14 protein-coding genes are annotated in these 13,900 nt (G+C 72.5%); 6 read left to right on the forward strand and 8 right to left on the reverse strand.

Annotated elements, in window-relative coordinates; all coding sequences use genetic code 11:
* Positions 1 to 54: 54 nt before the first annotated feature.
* From ACWD68_RS29930 to ACWD68_RS29965, 8 genes are all read right to left on the reverse strand, one after another.
* A complete protein-coding gene (locus ACWD68_RS29930; RefSeq protein WP_451809577.1) occupies positions 55 to 1,098 on the reverse strand; it encodes a zinc-dependent alcohol dehydrogenase family protein in 1,044 nt (347 codons plus the stop codon).
* A 40-nt stretch (positions 1,099 to 1,138) separates the two neighbouring features.
* Positions 1,139 to 1,810: a lysoplasmalogenase gene (locus ACWD68_RS29935; RefSeq protein ID WP_451809578.1), complete on the reverse strand. Its 672-nt coding sequence runs from the start codon at positions 1,808 to 1,810 to the stop codon at positions 1,139 to 1,141.
* The gene (locus tag ACWD68_RS29940) at positions 1,807 to 2,718 is read right to left on the reverse strand and encodes a sterol desaturase family protein (protein ID WP_451809579.1); all 912 of its coding nucleotides are present in this window, start codon (positions 2,716 to 2,718) and stop codon (positions 1,807 to 1,809) included. The genes ACWD68_RS29935 and ACWD68_RS29940 overlap by 4 nt, the downstream gene beginning before the upstream one ends.
* 122 nt (positions 2,719 to 2,840) lie before the next feature.
* Positions 2,841 to 3,551 (reverse strand): VIT1/CCC1 transporter family protein, encoded by a 711-nt coding sequence (locus ACWD68_RS29945; RefSeq protein ID WP_451809580.1) that lies wholly within the window; start codon positions 3,549 to 3,551, stop codon positions 2,841 to 2,843.
* A gap of 50 nt (positions 3,552 to 3,601) precedes the next feature.
* On the reverse strand, positions 3,602 to 4,834 hold the full coding sequence (locus ACWD68_RS29950) for an amidohydrolase family protein (protein WP_451809581.1): 1,233 nt from the start codon (positions 4,832 to 4,834) through the stop codon (positions 3,602 to 3,604).
* Positions 4,831 to 6,114 (reverse strand): amidohydrolase family protein, encoded by a 1,284-nt coding sequence (locus ACWD68_RS29955; RefSeq protein WP_451809582.1) that lies wholly within the window; start codon positions 6,112 to 6,114, stop codon positions 4,831 to 4,833. Before ACWD68_RS29955 ends, ACWD68_RS29950 begins: the two co-directional genes overlap by 4 nt.
* 9 nt (positions 6,115 to 6,123) lie before the next feature.
* A complete protein-coding gene (locus ACWD68_RS29960) occupies positions 6,124 to 7,008 on the reverse strand; it encodes an SDR family NAD(P)-dependent oxidoreductase (protein ID WP_451809583.1) in 885 nt (294 codons plus the stop codon).
* Positions 7,008 to 7,805: an acetoacetate decarboxylase family protein gene (locus ACWD68_RS29965; RefSeq protein WP_451809584.1), complete on the reverse strand. Its 798-nt coding sequence runs from the start codon at positions 7,803 to 7,805 to the stop codon at positions 7,008 to 7,010. The genes ACWD68_RS29960 and ACWD68_RS29965 overlap by 1 nt, the downstream gene beginning before the upstream one ends.
* Positions 7,806 to 7,928: 123 nt before the next feature.
* On the opposite strand from ACWD68_RS29965, the gene ACWD68_RS29970 reads away from it, so the two are divergent.
* The 6 genes from ACWD68_RS29970 (at position 7,929) to ACWD68_RS29995 (ending at position 13,670) form a co-directional block, all read left to right on the forward strand.
* Positions 7,929 to 8,546, forward strand: a complete 618-nt coding sequence (locus ACWD68_RS29970) for a TetR/AcrR family transcriptional regulator (protein WP_451809585.1) — start codon at positions 7,929 to 7,931, stop codon at positions 8,544 to 8,546.
* 242 nt (positions 8,547 to 8,788) lie between these two features.
* Positions 8,789 to 9,790, forward strand: coding sequence for a DEDDh family exonuclease (locus ACWD68_RS29975; protein WP_451809586.1), 1,002 nt, complete (start codon positions 8,789 to 8,791; stop codon positions 9,788 to 9,790).
* A gap of 78 nt (positions 9,791 to 9,868) precedes the next feature.
* Positions 9,869 to 10,102, forward strand: coding sequence for a hypothetical protein (locus ACWD68_RS29980; protein WP_451809587.1), 234 nt, complete (start codon positions 9,869 to 9,871; stop codon positions 10,100 to 10,102).
* Between the two features lie 88 nt (positions 10,103 to 10,190).
* Positions 10,191 to 10,982, forward strand: a complete 792-nt coding sequence (locus ACWD68_RS29985) for an SURF1 family cytochrome oxidase biogenesis protein (RefSeq protein ID WP_451809588.1) — start codon at positions 10,191 to 10,193, stop codon at positions 10,980 to 10,982.
* Positions 10,983 to 11,085: 103 nt separating this feature from the next.
* Positions 11,086 to 12,900, forward strand: a complete 1,815-nt coding sequence (locus tag ACWD68_RS29990; protein ID WP_451809589.1) for a glycoside hydrolase family 15 protein — start codon at positions 11,086 to 11,088, stop codon at positions 12,898 to 12,900.
* A 14-nt stretch (positions 12,901 to 12,914) separates the two neighbouring features.
* Positions 12,915 to 13,670 (forward strand): SDR family oxidoreductase, encoded by a 756-nt coding sequence (locus ACWD68_RS29995; protein WP_451809590.1) that lies wholly within the window; start codon positions 12,915 to 12,917, stop codon positions 13,668 to 13,670.
* The last annotated feature ends 230 nt before the right edge of the window (positions 13,671 to 13,900 follow it).

The following is a 13,900-nucleotide window of genomic DNA, read 5'->3' on the forward strand; positions in this document are numbered from 1 at the left end:
CCGCCGACGGCGTCCCACCACGGACGGCGAGCCTGCGGGGTCCGGCCCCCGGCGTCAGTGGGCGACGAGGACCTTCAGCGCGGTCCGCTCGTCCATCGCCTTGTAGCCCTCGGGCACGCTCTCCAGGCCGATGGTCATGTCGAAGACCGGCGAAGGGTCGATGGTCCCGTCCAGGACGTCGGGCAGCAGCTCGGGGATGTACGCGCGCACGGGGGCGACTCCGCCGCGCAGGGCGATGTTCCGGTCGAACATGACGCCCAGGTCGAGGCCCGTACCGCTGCCGTGGGGCACTCCGACGAAGCCGACGGCGCCGCCGTCGCGGGTGATGTTCACGGCCGTACTCATGGACTGCTCCGTGCCGACCGCCTCGACGACGCAGTGCGCGCCCTGGCCCCCGGTCAGCTCGCGGACGGCCTCGACGGCGGCCTCGCCGCGCTCGGCGACGACGTCCGTGGCGCCGAAGCGGCGCGCGATGTCGGTGCGCACCTGGTGGCGGCCGAGCGCGATGATCCGCTCCGCGCCGAGCCGCTTGGCGGCGAGGACGGCGCACAGTCCGACGGCCCCGTCGCCCACGACGGCGACGGTCGAGCCCTTGCGGACGCCGGCACCGAGGGCCGCGTGGTGGCCGGTGCCGAGGACGTCGGAGAGCGTCAGCAGCGCGGACAGCAGGTGGTCGTCGGAGGCCGCCTCCTTGGGCAGCTGTACGAGGGTGCCGTCGGCGAAGGGAACGCGCACGGCCTCGCCCTGGCCGCCGTCGTAGCCGACGGAGCCCCAGAAGCCGCCGTGCCGGCACGACGTGGTGAGTCCGTCGCGGCAGTACTCGCACACACCGTCGGACCACATGAAGGGCGCGACCACCAGGTCGCCGCGCCGGACGCCGCTCACCGCGGAGCCGGTCTCCTCGACGATGCCGAGGAACTCGTGCCCGATCCGCTGCCCCGGCTGCCGGGCCGCCTCGCCGCGGTACGCCCACAGGTCGCTGCCGCAGATGCAGGAGCGCAGCACCCGCACGATCGCGTCGGTGGGCCGCTGCACCATGGGCTCGGGGACGTCCTCCACGCGCATGTCGTACGGGGCGTGGATGGTGGTGGCGCGCATGGCGAGGATCCTTCTCGTGCGGGGCGTGGATGAGATGCGCTCAGGGGGTGGTTGAGCGCATCTCACCGTACGCCGCCACGGGCGCGTGTCGCGCGCCGAGGGGTCCGAGCACGCCCCGGACCAGCAGGAACTGGGCCGCGGCGTACGTGAGCATGATCCAGAAGTCCGCCTTCGGCAGTTGCGGCCAGTCGGCGACTCCGGTGGCGATGAGCGTGTCCGAGAGCATGAAGAGGGCGCCGCCGAGTCCCGCGACGGGACCGAGCCGCGTGGCCGCGTACGCCATCGCCGTCAGCAGCAGGCTGTAGCCCGCGACGGGACCGCGGAGGCCGGCCGGCAGACCGGGCCACAGGAGCACGACCAGGGCGACGAGGGCGGTGGCGTACGCGCCGAGGAGCCAGGTGCTCCGCACGCGCGCCGTTCTCCGGAAGAGCACGAGGTAGCAGACGTGACCCGCCGCGAAGGAGGCCATCCCGGCGAGGAAGGCGGGGTCGGCGTCGGAGAGGAGCGCCAGGTCGCCGCCCCAGCCGAGGAGCAGGGCCGCGACGAGCAGCCGGGGTCCGCCGCGTACCCCTGTGTGGGCGGCGAGCAGCGGCATCAGGAGCGGCTTGGCGATCCGGTGCCCGGCGTCGTACCCGGCGGCCAGGGAGAGGACGTCCACCGCTGTGGTGAGCGCGAAGGCGACGAGAAGGACGCGCGCGAGGCGTGGGGTCACGCGACGGACTCCGTGGCCGGGGCCCGTGTGACGGCCGGCGGGGCGGGCTCCGTGACCGGGGCCTGCGCCCCGGCGGGCGGCGCGGGCTGCCAGCCGGGCCCGCCGAGGACCCGCCCGGCGCGCTCGCGCCAGCTCGCCGCCGCCCGCACGTCCCGGGCGATGGCGGTGTACTCGTGGGTGGCCACGCGCAGGGGGTTGTACGTGGTGATGTTCTTGGTGAGCCCGTACACGGGCCGCTCGGTCTCGGCGACCCACGATCCGAAGAGCCGGTCCCAGAGGATGAGGATGCCGCCGAAGTTGCGGTCGAGGTAGCCGCCCTGGGAGGCGTGGTGGACGCGGTGGTGCGACGGGGTGTTGAGGACGAACTCGAACCAGCGCGGCATCCTGTCGATGCGCTCGGTGTGGATCCAGAACTGGTAGACGAGGTTCACCGACGAGCAGAACGCGAGGGCGGCCGGGTGGACGCCGAGGGCGACCATCGGGACGTAGAAGGGCCAGGACGTCCAGCCCGTCCAGGGCTGGCGCAGCGCGGTGGTGAGGTTGAACTTCCTGCTGGAGTGGTGGACGACGTGGCAGGCCCACAGGACGCGGATCACGTGGTGGCCGCGGTGCGACCAGTAGTAGAAGAAGTCCTGCGCGAGCAGCATCAGCGGGATCGTCCACCACAGGACGGGGACCCGCAGGGGCGTCAGTTCGTAGACCGCCGTGTAGACCGCGAGGATCGGGATCCTCCACAGGAGGTCGAAGACGAGGCTGCCGAGTCCCATGCCGACGCTCGTCGCGGCGTCCTTCGTCTCGTATCCCGCGGCATCGTCGTCCGGATGGATCCGGACGCTCACCATCTCGATCACGGCGAGCAGTATGAAGGCGGGTATCGACCACAGCACGACATCGGGCAGGTTCGGCATGGGTGAACCGTAGATGCGCTGGTCGGCTGCGACCAGGGGCTGTTACCGACAAGTATTACCGCCGGTACGCGCTTGCTTCTTGGTGATCTCCGCCAAGAGGCGTCCGGCGGCCGGCCCCGCCCTCACACCCCCGCCGCTCCGAGCAGGGCTCCGGCCGCGTACGTCACCGCCATGGCAAGCGCTCCCCCGGCCATGTTCCGCAGCACCGCGCGCCGCGGGTCCGCCGAGCCCAGCCGTGCGCTGCTCCAGCCGGTGAGGGCGAGCGTGGCCAGCACCGACACCACGGTGACACCGAGGCGCCATGCCGCCGGCGGCAGCACGATCGCCAGCAGCGGCAGCAGCGCTCCGGCGGTGAACGCGAGGAAGCTCGCCCAGGCCGCGTGCCACGGATTGGTCAGGTCGTCGGGGTTGATGCCCAGTTCCACGGACGCGTGGGCCTTCAGAGCGTCCCGTTCGGTGAGCTGTCCGGCCGCCTCGCGGGCGACCTCCCGGGACAGGCCGCGCTGCTCAAGGAGCTCGGTCAGCTCCTCCAGTTCGGCCTCCGGCTGCTCCTTGAGCTCCCGCCGCTCCGTGGCCAGGGCCGCCAGCTCGGAGTCCCGCTGGGTGGAGACGGACACGTACTCGCCCGCCGCCATGGACATCGACCCCGCGAGCAGTCCCGCGAGGCCCGCGGTGAACAGCGCCGCACGGTCGCTCGTGGCCCCGGCCACCCCGACGACGAGCCCCGCGGTGGAGACGATGCCGTCGTTGGCGCCCAGGACGGCGGCCCGCAGCCAGTTCAGCCGCGAGCCGAGCGTGCCGCCGTGGGCCTCGTCGTGCGTCGGTTCCGTCACACGGGGAGGATCGCACCCGGGGCACGGCCGACGCCGCACCGACCCGGCGCTCACCACACGCGCACCGAGCCTCCTCTCGCGAACACCGGGCTCGTCGCGTCGGCGGGCGGGGTGCCCAGCGGTTCGTCGATCTCGGCCACCGTGGGGCCGACCTTCGCGGCGATCTCGTCGAGGTACGCCAGGTCGAAACCGTAGACGCGGGCCGCGTTGCCGCCGACCATGTCCGCGATCTCCGCGCGGGGCAGTCCCGCGTAGGAGATGCGCAGGCCCTCGCGGGTGTAGGGGTGGGTGCCTTCGTCGTGCGGGTAGTCGCTGCCCCACATGATCTTGTCGAGGCCGATGCGGTCGCGCAGCGGTACCTCGTGGGGGCGCATGAAGCTGGCGCCGACGAAGCAGTTGTCGCGCCAGACCCGCGAGGGCCTCTCACCCATCGCCGCGGCCAGCCCCGCGCCGAACTTCGACTCGGCCGTGGACGCCTTGCCGGCCGCCGCGACCAGCCGCCCGTGGTAGTAGTCCAGCATGTCGAGCACGCCGGGGATCCAGCCCGACCCCTGCTCGGTCAGCACCAGCCGCAGACCGGGATGCCGGCGGAACGCGCCGCCGAACACCAGGTGCCACAGTGCCCGGTGCGAGAACCAGGTCGTCTCCACCATGAAGACCGCGCGGGCCGCCGGTTCGTCCCCGAGCGGCGGCGAGGCCGAGCCCGCGTGGTGGTTCACCGGGACGCCCAGCTCGGCGCAGACCGCCCAGATCGGGTCGTACGCCGACGAGTACAGCTCGGGCAGGCCCGATCCGGGGGGTGTGCCGGGCAGCAGCAGACCGCCTCTGAGGCCGGCGTCCGCCGACCGGCGGATCTCCTCGACCGCTTCGTCGACGTCGTTCAGGAGGATCTGGAAGACGCCCGCGCGTCGGCCGGGCGCCGCCGCGCAGAAGTCCGCCAGCCAGCGGTTGTGGGCCCGCAGACCCGCCCAGCGCCGCTCGAACTCCTGCGCCGTCGGGGCCGGCGCCATCAGGGAGGCCGACGGGAAGAACGGCGGGATGGTGTTCGGGAAGACCACCTCGGCGACGATGCCGTCCTCCTCCAGCTCCGCGACGCGCCGCCCGGAGTTCCAGTTCCGGTCGGCGGTGTCGGCGAGCAGGTCCGCGTACGGGTTGACGTAGCCGGCCGCCCAGGCGTCGAAGTCCTCGTGGTACCGGCGCTCCAAGTACGGCTTGTAGTCGAGGAGATCGGCGCCCGCATGGCAGTCGGCGGAGATGACGGTGTAGCGGTCCTCGGCGGTCATGGGTTCACCCCCAGCACGGGGAAGTCGTGGTCCGTCAGCCAGTGGCGGCCCACCTCGCGCGAGCGCGCCCAGGACGCCTCGACCGCCGACTGGTCCCGCTGCTGGCCCAGTTCGGCCGGTGTGGGGCCGATCCGCCGGGCGAGCGGGGCCAGTTTGCCGAGGTCGAAGCCGAAGACCTCGGCCGCCGCGAGGCCCAGCATGCGGCGCGTCTCCGCCACCGGGATGTCGTGGAAGGTCCTCGCCAGCCAGGCGCGGGTGTCGGGCCAGGTGCCCTCGGGGTGCGGGAAGTCGCTGCCCCAGAGGATGTTGTCGACGCCGATCTCGTAGCGCTGGGCGAGTTCGCGACGCTTGGTGTTGGTCGCGCAGATGAAGACCTGCCGGTCGAGGTACTCGTGCGGGGGCCGTTTCAGCTCCGCGAAGGGTGACAGCTTCTTGCCGCCGTGCGCGCCGAGGTAGAGCCGGTCCATGAACCACAGCAGGTTGGGCAGCCACCAGCAGCCGGACTCCGCCACGCCGAACCGGAGTCCGGGGTGGCGCTCGAAGACCCCCGACCAGAGCAGGAACCAGAGGGGGCGCGCGGGCCACCAGGTGACTTCGGAGACGTAGATCCCCAGGTGGTCGCCGTACTCGTGCCGCGGTGCCGCGCCGGAGTGCGTGACGACGGGCATCCCGCACTCGGCCGCCGCCGCCCACACGGGGTCGTAACGGCGGTCGTGGTAGGGCTCCTTGTCGACCCACATGGAGGGGATCATCAGTGCGCCGAGGCCCGACTCCTTCGCACGGTACACCTCGGCGACGACGCGCCCGGTCTCGCCGGTCACCGGCAACAGCGCCACTCCGCAGTGCCGTTCGGGGTTCTCGGAGACGAAGTCGGCGAGCCAGCGGTTGTGGGCCCGGGCGCCCGCCATGCCGAGTTCCGGGTCCTGGTCGCCGGAGAGGCCGAGGCCCACGCCGAACGGCGCGGCGGTCCGGCTGTCCACGGCGTCCGCGTCGGGGAAGACGACCTCGCCGGCCACACCGTCGCCGTCCAGCTCCTTGAGACGCTGGGCGGTGTCCCAACCGCCGCGCAGGCCCTCCTCGTTGTCGTGGAACCACTTGTCCGCGAACGCCTCGTTGCGGATGCCGAGGCGGGTCATCTCCTCGCGGCGCCGCTCACGGCCCGCGAGGAACTCGTCGAAGTCCCGGTGGAACCGGGGGTCCAGATAGGGCCGGTACTCCTCGGTGGGGAGTCCGGCGTGGCAGTCGGAGGAGATGATCAGATACGGGTCCTGTTCGGTCACCGCGCCCCCTCAGTCGAGGATGAAACTTTCCAGGTACGACGGATTCGCCCGGTCGAGCATCGACTGCGACCGCGCCCGGATCTGCCGGTCGCTGTGCTCGCTCTCGGGCAGCAGCCAGAAGCGGTCCTCGCGGATCCCCTCGGCGACGAGGTCGGCGACCTGTTCGACGGGGGTGAACCGCACGTCGTGGCCCGCCCGCTCCATCGCGGCCTCCCACTGGGCGAGGCTGCGGTACGGGGTCTTCCGGGGCCGCGCCTTCGCGTACCGCGAGGGCCGGTTGCGGTGCGACTCCCACAGACCCGTGCGGAGCATGTGGGGTCCGGGGAACAGCACGGAGGCGCCCAGGCACGCGTGCTCCGCCTTCAGATGCGCGTACAGCGACTCGGTCATCGTCACCACGGCCGCCTTGGTGACGGCGTACACGGAGGCGGTGGGCAGCGGGGCGATCCCGCCGTCGCCGGACGAGGTGTTGACGACGTGGCCCGGCTCGCCCCCGGCGATCATCCGGGGCACGAACGCCTGGATGCCGTGGAAGACGCCCCACACATTGACGGCGAAGGCCCATTTCCAGTCGTTCGGGTCGTGCTCCCACATACGGCCCTCGGCTCCGGAGCCGACACCGGCGTTGTTGCACAGGACGTGCACCGCGCCGTACGTGCCGTACACGTCCTCGGCGAGCGCCACGACCTCGGAGCGCTCGCCGACGTCCACCACGCGGGCGTGGACGTCGGCGCCGTCCTCGCGCAGTTCCCCGGCTGCCTTCTCCAGGGCGCCCTCTTCAACGTCGGCGAGGACCACCTTCAGGCCGTCCGCCGCGAACCGCCGGGCCATCGCGAGCCCGATGCCGCTCGCCGCGCCGGTGACGACGGCGACCTGCCCTGCGCGGAGCTCCATCAGACGCTCCCCTCCGGCGGCCCGTCCAGGATCTGCCGCGGATCGTCGTAGCGCTGGTGGATGTACGGCAGCAGGGCCCGGCCGCTGACGCGTTCGGCGACCCTGCCCTTCTGGTCGGTGGTCTTCTCACCGAGGGTGATCTCCAGCAGCCGGAGTACGGGCAGATCGGCGACCGGGTCGTACATCGACTCGCGCAGGACGACGTCCCCGGTGACGCGCTCCAGTTTGCGGACCTTCTCGTTGCGCACGCAGTGCACGAGGACCGGGTCAGCGTCGAAGCCCGAACCGTCCACCGCGGGAAGGAACTTGAAGTAGAAGTCGGTCTTCCGCGCGGGTTCGGGCAGCGGCAGGGCCCCGCTCACCGCGCCGCGCACCTCGACGAAGGCGATACCGTGCCGGGCGAGCGCGGCGCGCACCACGAGACCGTCGCGCTCGACCGTCACCTCGCCGAGCTTCTTGGGCTCCCCGAAGACCTCGCGGCCGCCGATCAGGGCGCGCTCGTGGGTCATCGGCATGACCAGCGGATACCAGCCCTCGACGTCGTCGTGCGCGGCGGCGACGGCGAACGAGCCGGCCCCCAGCGGGTATCCGGGCAGATCGACCTTGCTGATGTTGACCCGCACCAGGGGCCGGGCGGTGGGTTTCAGCGGGGGCGGCAGGACCGCCGCGACCGCGTCCGGGTCGCTCTCCCAGACGGCCACCACACCGGTGGACCAGATGTCGGGGAGCTTGGAGCTCGCGGTACGCGCGGTGGCGATCTCCGCCTCGGTCCGCGCGCCGTACCTCACTCGTGCCATGCCGTACCGCCCTTCACCGGAGACACAACAGGTTTCTGATGGTCCGTCACTGGCGCCTGTAACAGAGTTACAGCACAGTCGGCGAAGGGTAAATACGCGTGCGGACACGGACTTGGGAGCACCATGGGGAGACCGGCACTCACGCGCGACGAAGTCCTGGAGACCGCCGCCGGACTGGTGAAGCGGCACGGCCCGGACGCCCTGACGATGCGCGCGCTCGCCGCCCAGCTGGGCACCGCTGTCACCTCGATCTACTGGCATGTCGGCAATCGGGAGTCGCTGCTCGACGCCCTCGTCGAGCGCACGGTCGCCGACCTCGGCGAGATCCGCCCCACCGGGCGCACACCCGCCCTGCGCGTCGTCTCGGTCGCCCGCGCCCTGCGCCGGCAGCTGCTCGACCACCCGCATCTCGTCGCGATGGTCCACGAACGCGGTCTGACCGAGCGCATGTTCCTGCCCGCGCGGCAGGCGCTGGTGCGCGAGGTGCACGCGGCGGGACTGCGCGGTGCGCGGGCCGCCGAGGTCGTCCGCGCGGTGCAGTTCCAGGTCGTCGGCTTCGTTCTCGTCGAACGCAACCGGGAGCGCGCGCCCCTGCAGCGGCCCGCCGAGGAGGACCTGTGGGACGCGCGGACCGCGGAGGACGATCCGGGCCTCGCGCGGGCGCTGGCCCGGCCGGTCGACCCGGAGAGGCTGTTCACGACCTCGGTGCGGGCCTTGGTGGACGCCCTGCTCGCACGCTGACCGTGGCCGCCGGCCCTCGGGGCACCGGCCCTCGGGGCACCAGCGGCCACGCGGGCGGAAGGAGGCGCACCGGCGGAACGGGGAGCGGAGGCCGGTGTCCGCGCGCCCCCGGCGTCAACTCGACCACCGGCGGAGCGGTTGGGCAGTCCACGCGCGCGTGCCCCGGTGGCGGCGCCGGCCGGCTCCTCGAACCGGGAAGGCGGCAGCGGGAGTGTCAGTCGTGGCCCGTATCCTCATTGACCATGCTCGAAGACCTCACGACCGCAGCGTCCCCAGCCTCCTGGCCGGCCGCGTATCCGCAGGGATACGCGGTCGTTGACGTGGAGACCACAGGACTGGCCCGCGACGACCGGATAATCTCCGCCGCCGTCTACCGGCTGGACGCGCGCGGCGAGGTCGAGGACCACTGGTACACGATGGTCAATCCCGAGCGGGACCCGGGACCGGTGTGGATCCACGGACTGACGAGCGACATGCTCGAAGGGGCACCGCTCTTCCAGGACGTCGCCGAGGAATTCGCCGCGCGGCTCGACGGCCGCGTGCTGGTCGCGCACAACGCGGTCTTCGACTGGTCGATGATCGCGCGGGAGTACGCGCGCGCGGAGCGCGAGGCGCCGGTACGCCAGCGCCTGTGCACGATCGCGCTCTCCAAGGAGCTGGGCCTGCCGCTGCCCAACCACAAGCTGGAGTCGCTGGCCGCGCACTTCGGTGTCGTGCAGCAGCGGGCGCACCACGCGCTGGACGACGCACGCGTGCTGGCCGAGGCGTTCCGGCCGAGCCTGCGGGCCGCCGCGCGCGACGGGGTGCGCCTGCCGCTCCTCGAGTGCCGGCCGCTCAAGGAGTGGTCCGACAGCGCCGCGGCGCCTCGGATCGGACGGCAGTCCTCCGGAAGCTACGCGTCCGGCGGTTACCCGTCGGGGAGTTGGCGCCCCTCCCGCAAACGCCCCGCCTGCCCCCACCCCAACCCAGGGCGGTACGACGCGGACAAACCGCTCAAGCAGGGCATGCGGGTCGCGTTCTCCGGGGACACCTCCGTCGATCGCGAACTGCTGGAGGACCGGGCCATCGAGGCCGGGCTGCACGTCGCGACGAGCGTGTCCCGGCTCACCAGCCTCCTGGTGACGAACGACCCGGACTCCAGCACGTCGAAAGTGGTCAAGGCCAAGCAGTTCGGGACACCGGTGATCGACGAAGCGGCGTTCGGACAACTGCTGCGGGACGTCGAACCCGCGTCGGAGGGGTGACCGACGTACGGGTGATTGACGGGCGACTCGCCCGTCATCCGCTCGCCCGCACCGCCCCGGCACCCCACCCTGTGGCGCATGGCGAGATGCGAAGTATGCGGCAATAACTACGGAATGACCTTCGAGGTGCACGCGCAGGGCGCGGTGCACGTCTTCGACTGCTTCTCCTGCGCGATCCACCGGATGGCCCCGATCTGCGAGCACTGTCGGGTGCAGGTCATCGGCCAGGGCGTCGAGGTCGAGGGCCACTGGTACTGCGGCGCGCACTGCGCCCGCGCGGAGGGGAAGGCGGGGATCATCGACAAGGTCTGACCCGGCCGGGCCCGGGACAGGGCATCGATCCGGTCCTCGGCGGGACCCTCCCGTCGAGGACCGAACCGTGCCGAGTAACGTCAATGGGGTGTACCGCTTCCTCTTGTCCCGGCAGTGGGTGATCCTCACCCTGGTGGCCCTCGCGCTCATCCCGACGATGATCGAGCTGGGCTTCTGGCAACTGCACCGGCATGAGCACAAGGTCGCCCTGAACAAGGTGATCTCCGACTCGCTCGGCGCGGAGCCGGTGCCCGCGGAGACGCTCACCGCGCCGGGACAGCGGATCCGGCACGACGACCTGTACCGCCGGGTGACCGCGAAGGGGCACTTCGACACCGCGCACGAAGAGGTCGTCCGCCGCCGCACCAACTCCGACGGCGAGGTCGGCTACCACGTCCTGACCCCGTTCGTCCTGACCGACGGCCGCGTGCTCATGGTCAACCGGGGCTGGGTGCCGGCGGACGGCGCGCAGACCGCCTTCCCGAAGATCCCGGCCCCCGCCCGGGGCGAGATCACCGTCACCGGCCGGCTGATGGCCGACCAGACGACCGCCGACAGCGGCATCAAGAACGTCCAGGGCCTGCCCGACCGTCAGGTCATGCTGATCAGCAGCGAGCAGCAGGCGCGGCGGCTGGGCAAGCAGGTCCTCGGCGGCTACATCGAGCAGACCGCGCCGGAGTCCGCGGGCGGCTCCCCCGAACTGATCCCCGACCCCGAGCACGGCGACATCGGCCCCCACATGGCCTACGCGATCCAGTGGTGGCTGTTCTCCGCGGGCATCCCCGTCGGCTGGGTGATCCTGGTCCGCCGCGAGCGCCGTGACCGGGCGGAGGCCGCGGCCGCGCAGACCGTGCCGGAGGCGGAACCCGCGGGGGTCTGACCCCGGGGAACGGGCCCCGCGGGCACGGAGCATCGGTTCCGTCGCCGCTCGCGCCACTCTGGCGGCCCGATTGGCCGACGCCCAGGTCGGGAACCCGTCCACCGTGCACCGACGCATCGAGGACTACGCGCTCATCGGGGACGAACAGACCGCCGCTCTGGTGGGCCGCGACGGCTCCGTCGACTGGCTGTGTCTGCCCCGCTTCGACTCGGCGGCCTGTTTCGCGGCCCTGCTGGGCGACGAGGACAACGGCCACTGGCGGATCGCGCCCGAGGGGGCGGACGCGTGCACCCGGCGCTCCTACCGCCCGGACACGCTGGTGCTCGACACCGAGTGGGACACCCCCGAGGGGTCCGTCCGGGTGACCGACCTGATGCCGCAGCGCGAGCACGCCCCCGACGTCGTACGCGTCGTCGAAGGTCTCAGCGGCCGGGTTCGGATGCGCAGTCTGCTCCGGCTGCGGTTCGACTACGGCTCGGTCGTGCCGTGGATGCGCCGCGCCGACGGTCACCGGGTGGCGGTCGCGGGGCCGGACTCGGTGTGGCTGCGCAGCGAGCCGCCCGTGCACACCTGGGGCAAGGACTTCCGCACGCACTCGGAGTTCACCGTGGCGGCGGGCGAGAAGGTCGCCTTCGTCCTGACCTGGCACCCCTCGCACCGGCCGCGGCCGCCGCTCTGCGACCCCTTCGAGGCGCTGGAGACCAGCGTCCAGGACTGGCAGGCATGGGCGGCGCGCTGCCGTTACGACGGTCCGCACCGGGATGCCGTCGTGCGCTCCCTGATCACCCTCAAGGCCCTCACCTACGCGCCGACCGGCGGCATCGTGGCCGCGCCCACCACCTCGCTGCCCGAGGAGGTGGGCGGGGTCCGCAACTGGGACTACCGCTACTGCTGGCTGCGCGACTCCACGCTCACCCTCGGCGCGCTCCTCTCGGCCGGCTACCACGAGGAGGCCGAGGCCTGGCGCGACTGGCTGCTGCGCGCGGTCGCGGGCGACCCGGCCGCCCTGCAGATCATGTACGGCCTCTCGGGAGAACGCCGGCTCCCGGAGTACGAGGTCCCGTGGCTGTCCGGCTACGCCGGCTCCTCGCCCGTCCGGGTCGGCAACAGCGCCGTCGACCAGTTGCAGCTCGACGTGTACGGCGAGGTCATCGACTCGCTGTCGCTCGCCCGGCGTTCGGGTCTGCCGTCCAGGCCGCACATGTGGCGGGTGCAGTGCGCCATGATGGAATTCCTGCGGGTCGCGTGGCGGCAGCCGGACGAGGGGATCTGGGAGGTGCGCGGCCCACGCCGGCACTTCGTGTACTCCAAGGTGATGGCCTGGGTGGCCGCCGACCGCGCCGTGCGCACCCTGGAGGACGACCCGTCGCTCGACGGCGATCTGGAGGGCTGGCGGGCGATGCGCGACGAGGTGCACCGGGAGGTGTGCGAGCGCGGTTTCGACGCCGGGCGCAACACCTTCACGCAGTCCTACGGTTCGCCCGAACTGGACGCCGCCCTGCTGCTCATCCCGCGCGTCGGTTTCCTGCCCCCCGACGACCCCCGGGTGGTCGGCACGATCGACGCGGTCCGCGCGGAACTCGCCCCCGACGGCTTCCTGCTGCGCCGCTACAGCGCCGCGACGACCGGCGTCGACGGGCTCCCGGGCGGTGAGGGCACGTTCGTCGTCTGCTCGTTCTGGCTCGTGGACGCGCTGCACCTGACGGGCCGTACGCGGGAGGCGCGTGAGCTGTTCGAACGACTGGTCGGCCTCACCAACGACGTGGGGCTGCTGTCCGAGGAGTACGACCCCGTCGCGGGCCGCCAGCTCGGCAACTTCCCGCAGGCCTTCAGCCACATCGGCCTGGTGGTGTCCGCCATCAGCCTGTTCGGCGTCGACGAGGAGGGAGAAGCGGAAGGGGGCATGCCACCGGGATAGGGAAGGATGGGGCCATGGATCTTGGACTGAAGGATCGTGTGTACGTCGTCACGGGAGCCACCCGGGGCCTGGGCAACGCCGCCGCGCGTGAACTCGTCGCCGACGGCGCGAAGGTGATCGTCACCGGACGCGACGAGAAGAGCGCGGCCGGCGCCGCCGCCGCGCTCGGCGGGAACGCGGTCGGGGTCGCGGCCGACAACGCCGCCCCCGATGCCCCGGCCCGGCTGATCGCGGCCGCCCGTGACCACTTCGGCGGCTTCGACGGCATCCTGATCAGCGTCGGCGGACCGGCGCCCGGGTTCGTCGCGGACAACACCGACGAGCAGTGGACGACGGCGTTCGAGTCGGTCTTCCTGGGCGCGGTGCGGCTGGCCCGCGCGGCCGCCGCGGAGCTCGGCGAGGGCGGTGTCGTCGGCTTCGTGCTCTCCGGCTCGGTGTACGAGCCGATCCCCGGGCTGACCATCTCGAACGGTCTGCGGCCGGGCCTCGCGGGCTTCGCCAAGTCCCTCGCGGACGAGCTGGGTCCGCGCGGCATCCGCGTCGTCGGCCTGCTGCCGTCCCGCATCGACACGGACCGCGTCCGCGAGCTGGACGGCCTGTCGGCCGACCCCGAGGCCACCCGGGCGGCCAACGAGTCCCGCATCCCGCTGCGCCGCTACGGCACCCCGGAGGAGTTCGGCCGCACGGCCGCGTTCCTGCTCTCCCCCGCGGCGTCGTACCTCACCGGCATCATGGTGCCGGTGGACGGCGGTATGCGGAGCGGCTTCTAGCCCCGCCCGCCTGACCGGCCGTCCGGGAGACGGCGCAGCCCCGGAGGCGAGAACCGTCCGGGGCGAGAGCCGTCCGGACGCGGGAGCCGGTCGGGGGCGGGAGCCCTCCCGGACGCGAGAGCCGGTCGGGGGCGAGAGCCCTCCCGGACGCGAGAGCCGGTCGGGGGCGAGAGCCCTCCCGGACGCGAGAGCCGGTCGGGGGCGAGAGCCCTCCCGGACGCGAGAGCCGG

The sequence above is a fragment of the Streptomyces sp. NPDC005141 genome (assembly GCF_053599975.1).

What these genes read in the sequence shown, in the direction of transcription:
- ACWD68_RS29930 (WP_451809577.1), bottom strand. Translation starts at nt 1,098, where the DNA reads ATGCGCGCCACCACCATCCACGCCCCGTACGACATGCGCGTGGAGGAC.
- ACWD68_RS29940 (WP_451809579.1), bottom strand. Translation starts at nt 2,718, where the DNA reads ATGCCGAACCTGCCCGATGTCGTGCTGTGGTCGATACCCGCCTTCATA.
- ACWD68_RS29950 (WP_451809581.1), bottom strand. Translation starts at nt 4,834, where the DNA reads ATGACCGCCGAGGACCGCTACACCGTCATCTCCGCCGACTGCCATGCG.
- ACWD68_RS29960 (WP_451809583.1), bottom strand. Translation starts at nt 7,008, where the DNA reads ATGGAGCTCCGCGCAGGGCAGGTCGCCGTCGTCACCGGCGCGGCGAGC.
- ACWD68_RS29965 (WP_451809584.1), bottom strand. Translation starts at nt 7,805, where the DNA reads ATGGCACGAGTGAGGTACGGCGCGCGGACCGAGGCGGAGATCGCCACC.
- ACWD68_RS29970 (WP_451809585.1), top strand. Translation starts at nt 7,929, where the DNA reads ATGGGGAGACCGGCACTCACGCGCGACGAAGTCCTGGAGACCGCCGCC.
- ACWD68_RS29975 (WP_451809586.1), top strand. Translation starts at nt 8,789, where the DNA reads ATGCTCGAAGACCTCACGACCGCAGCGTCCCCAGCCTCCTGGCCGGCC.
- ACWD68_RS29980 (WP_451809587.1), top strand. Translation starts at nt 9,869, where the DNA reads ATGGCGAGATGCGAAGTATGCGGCAATAACTACGGAATGACCTTCGAG.
- ACWD68_RS29995 (WP_451809590.1), top strand. Translation starts at nt 12,915, where the DNA reads ATGGATCTTGGACTGAAGGATCGTGTGTACGTCGTCACGGGAGCCACC.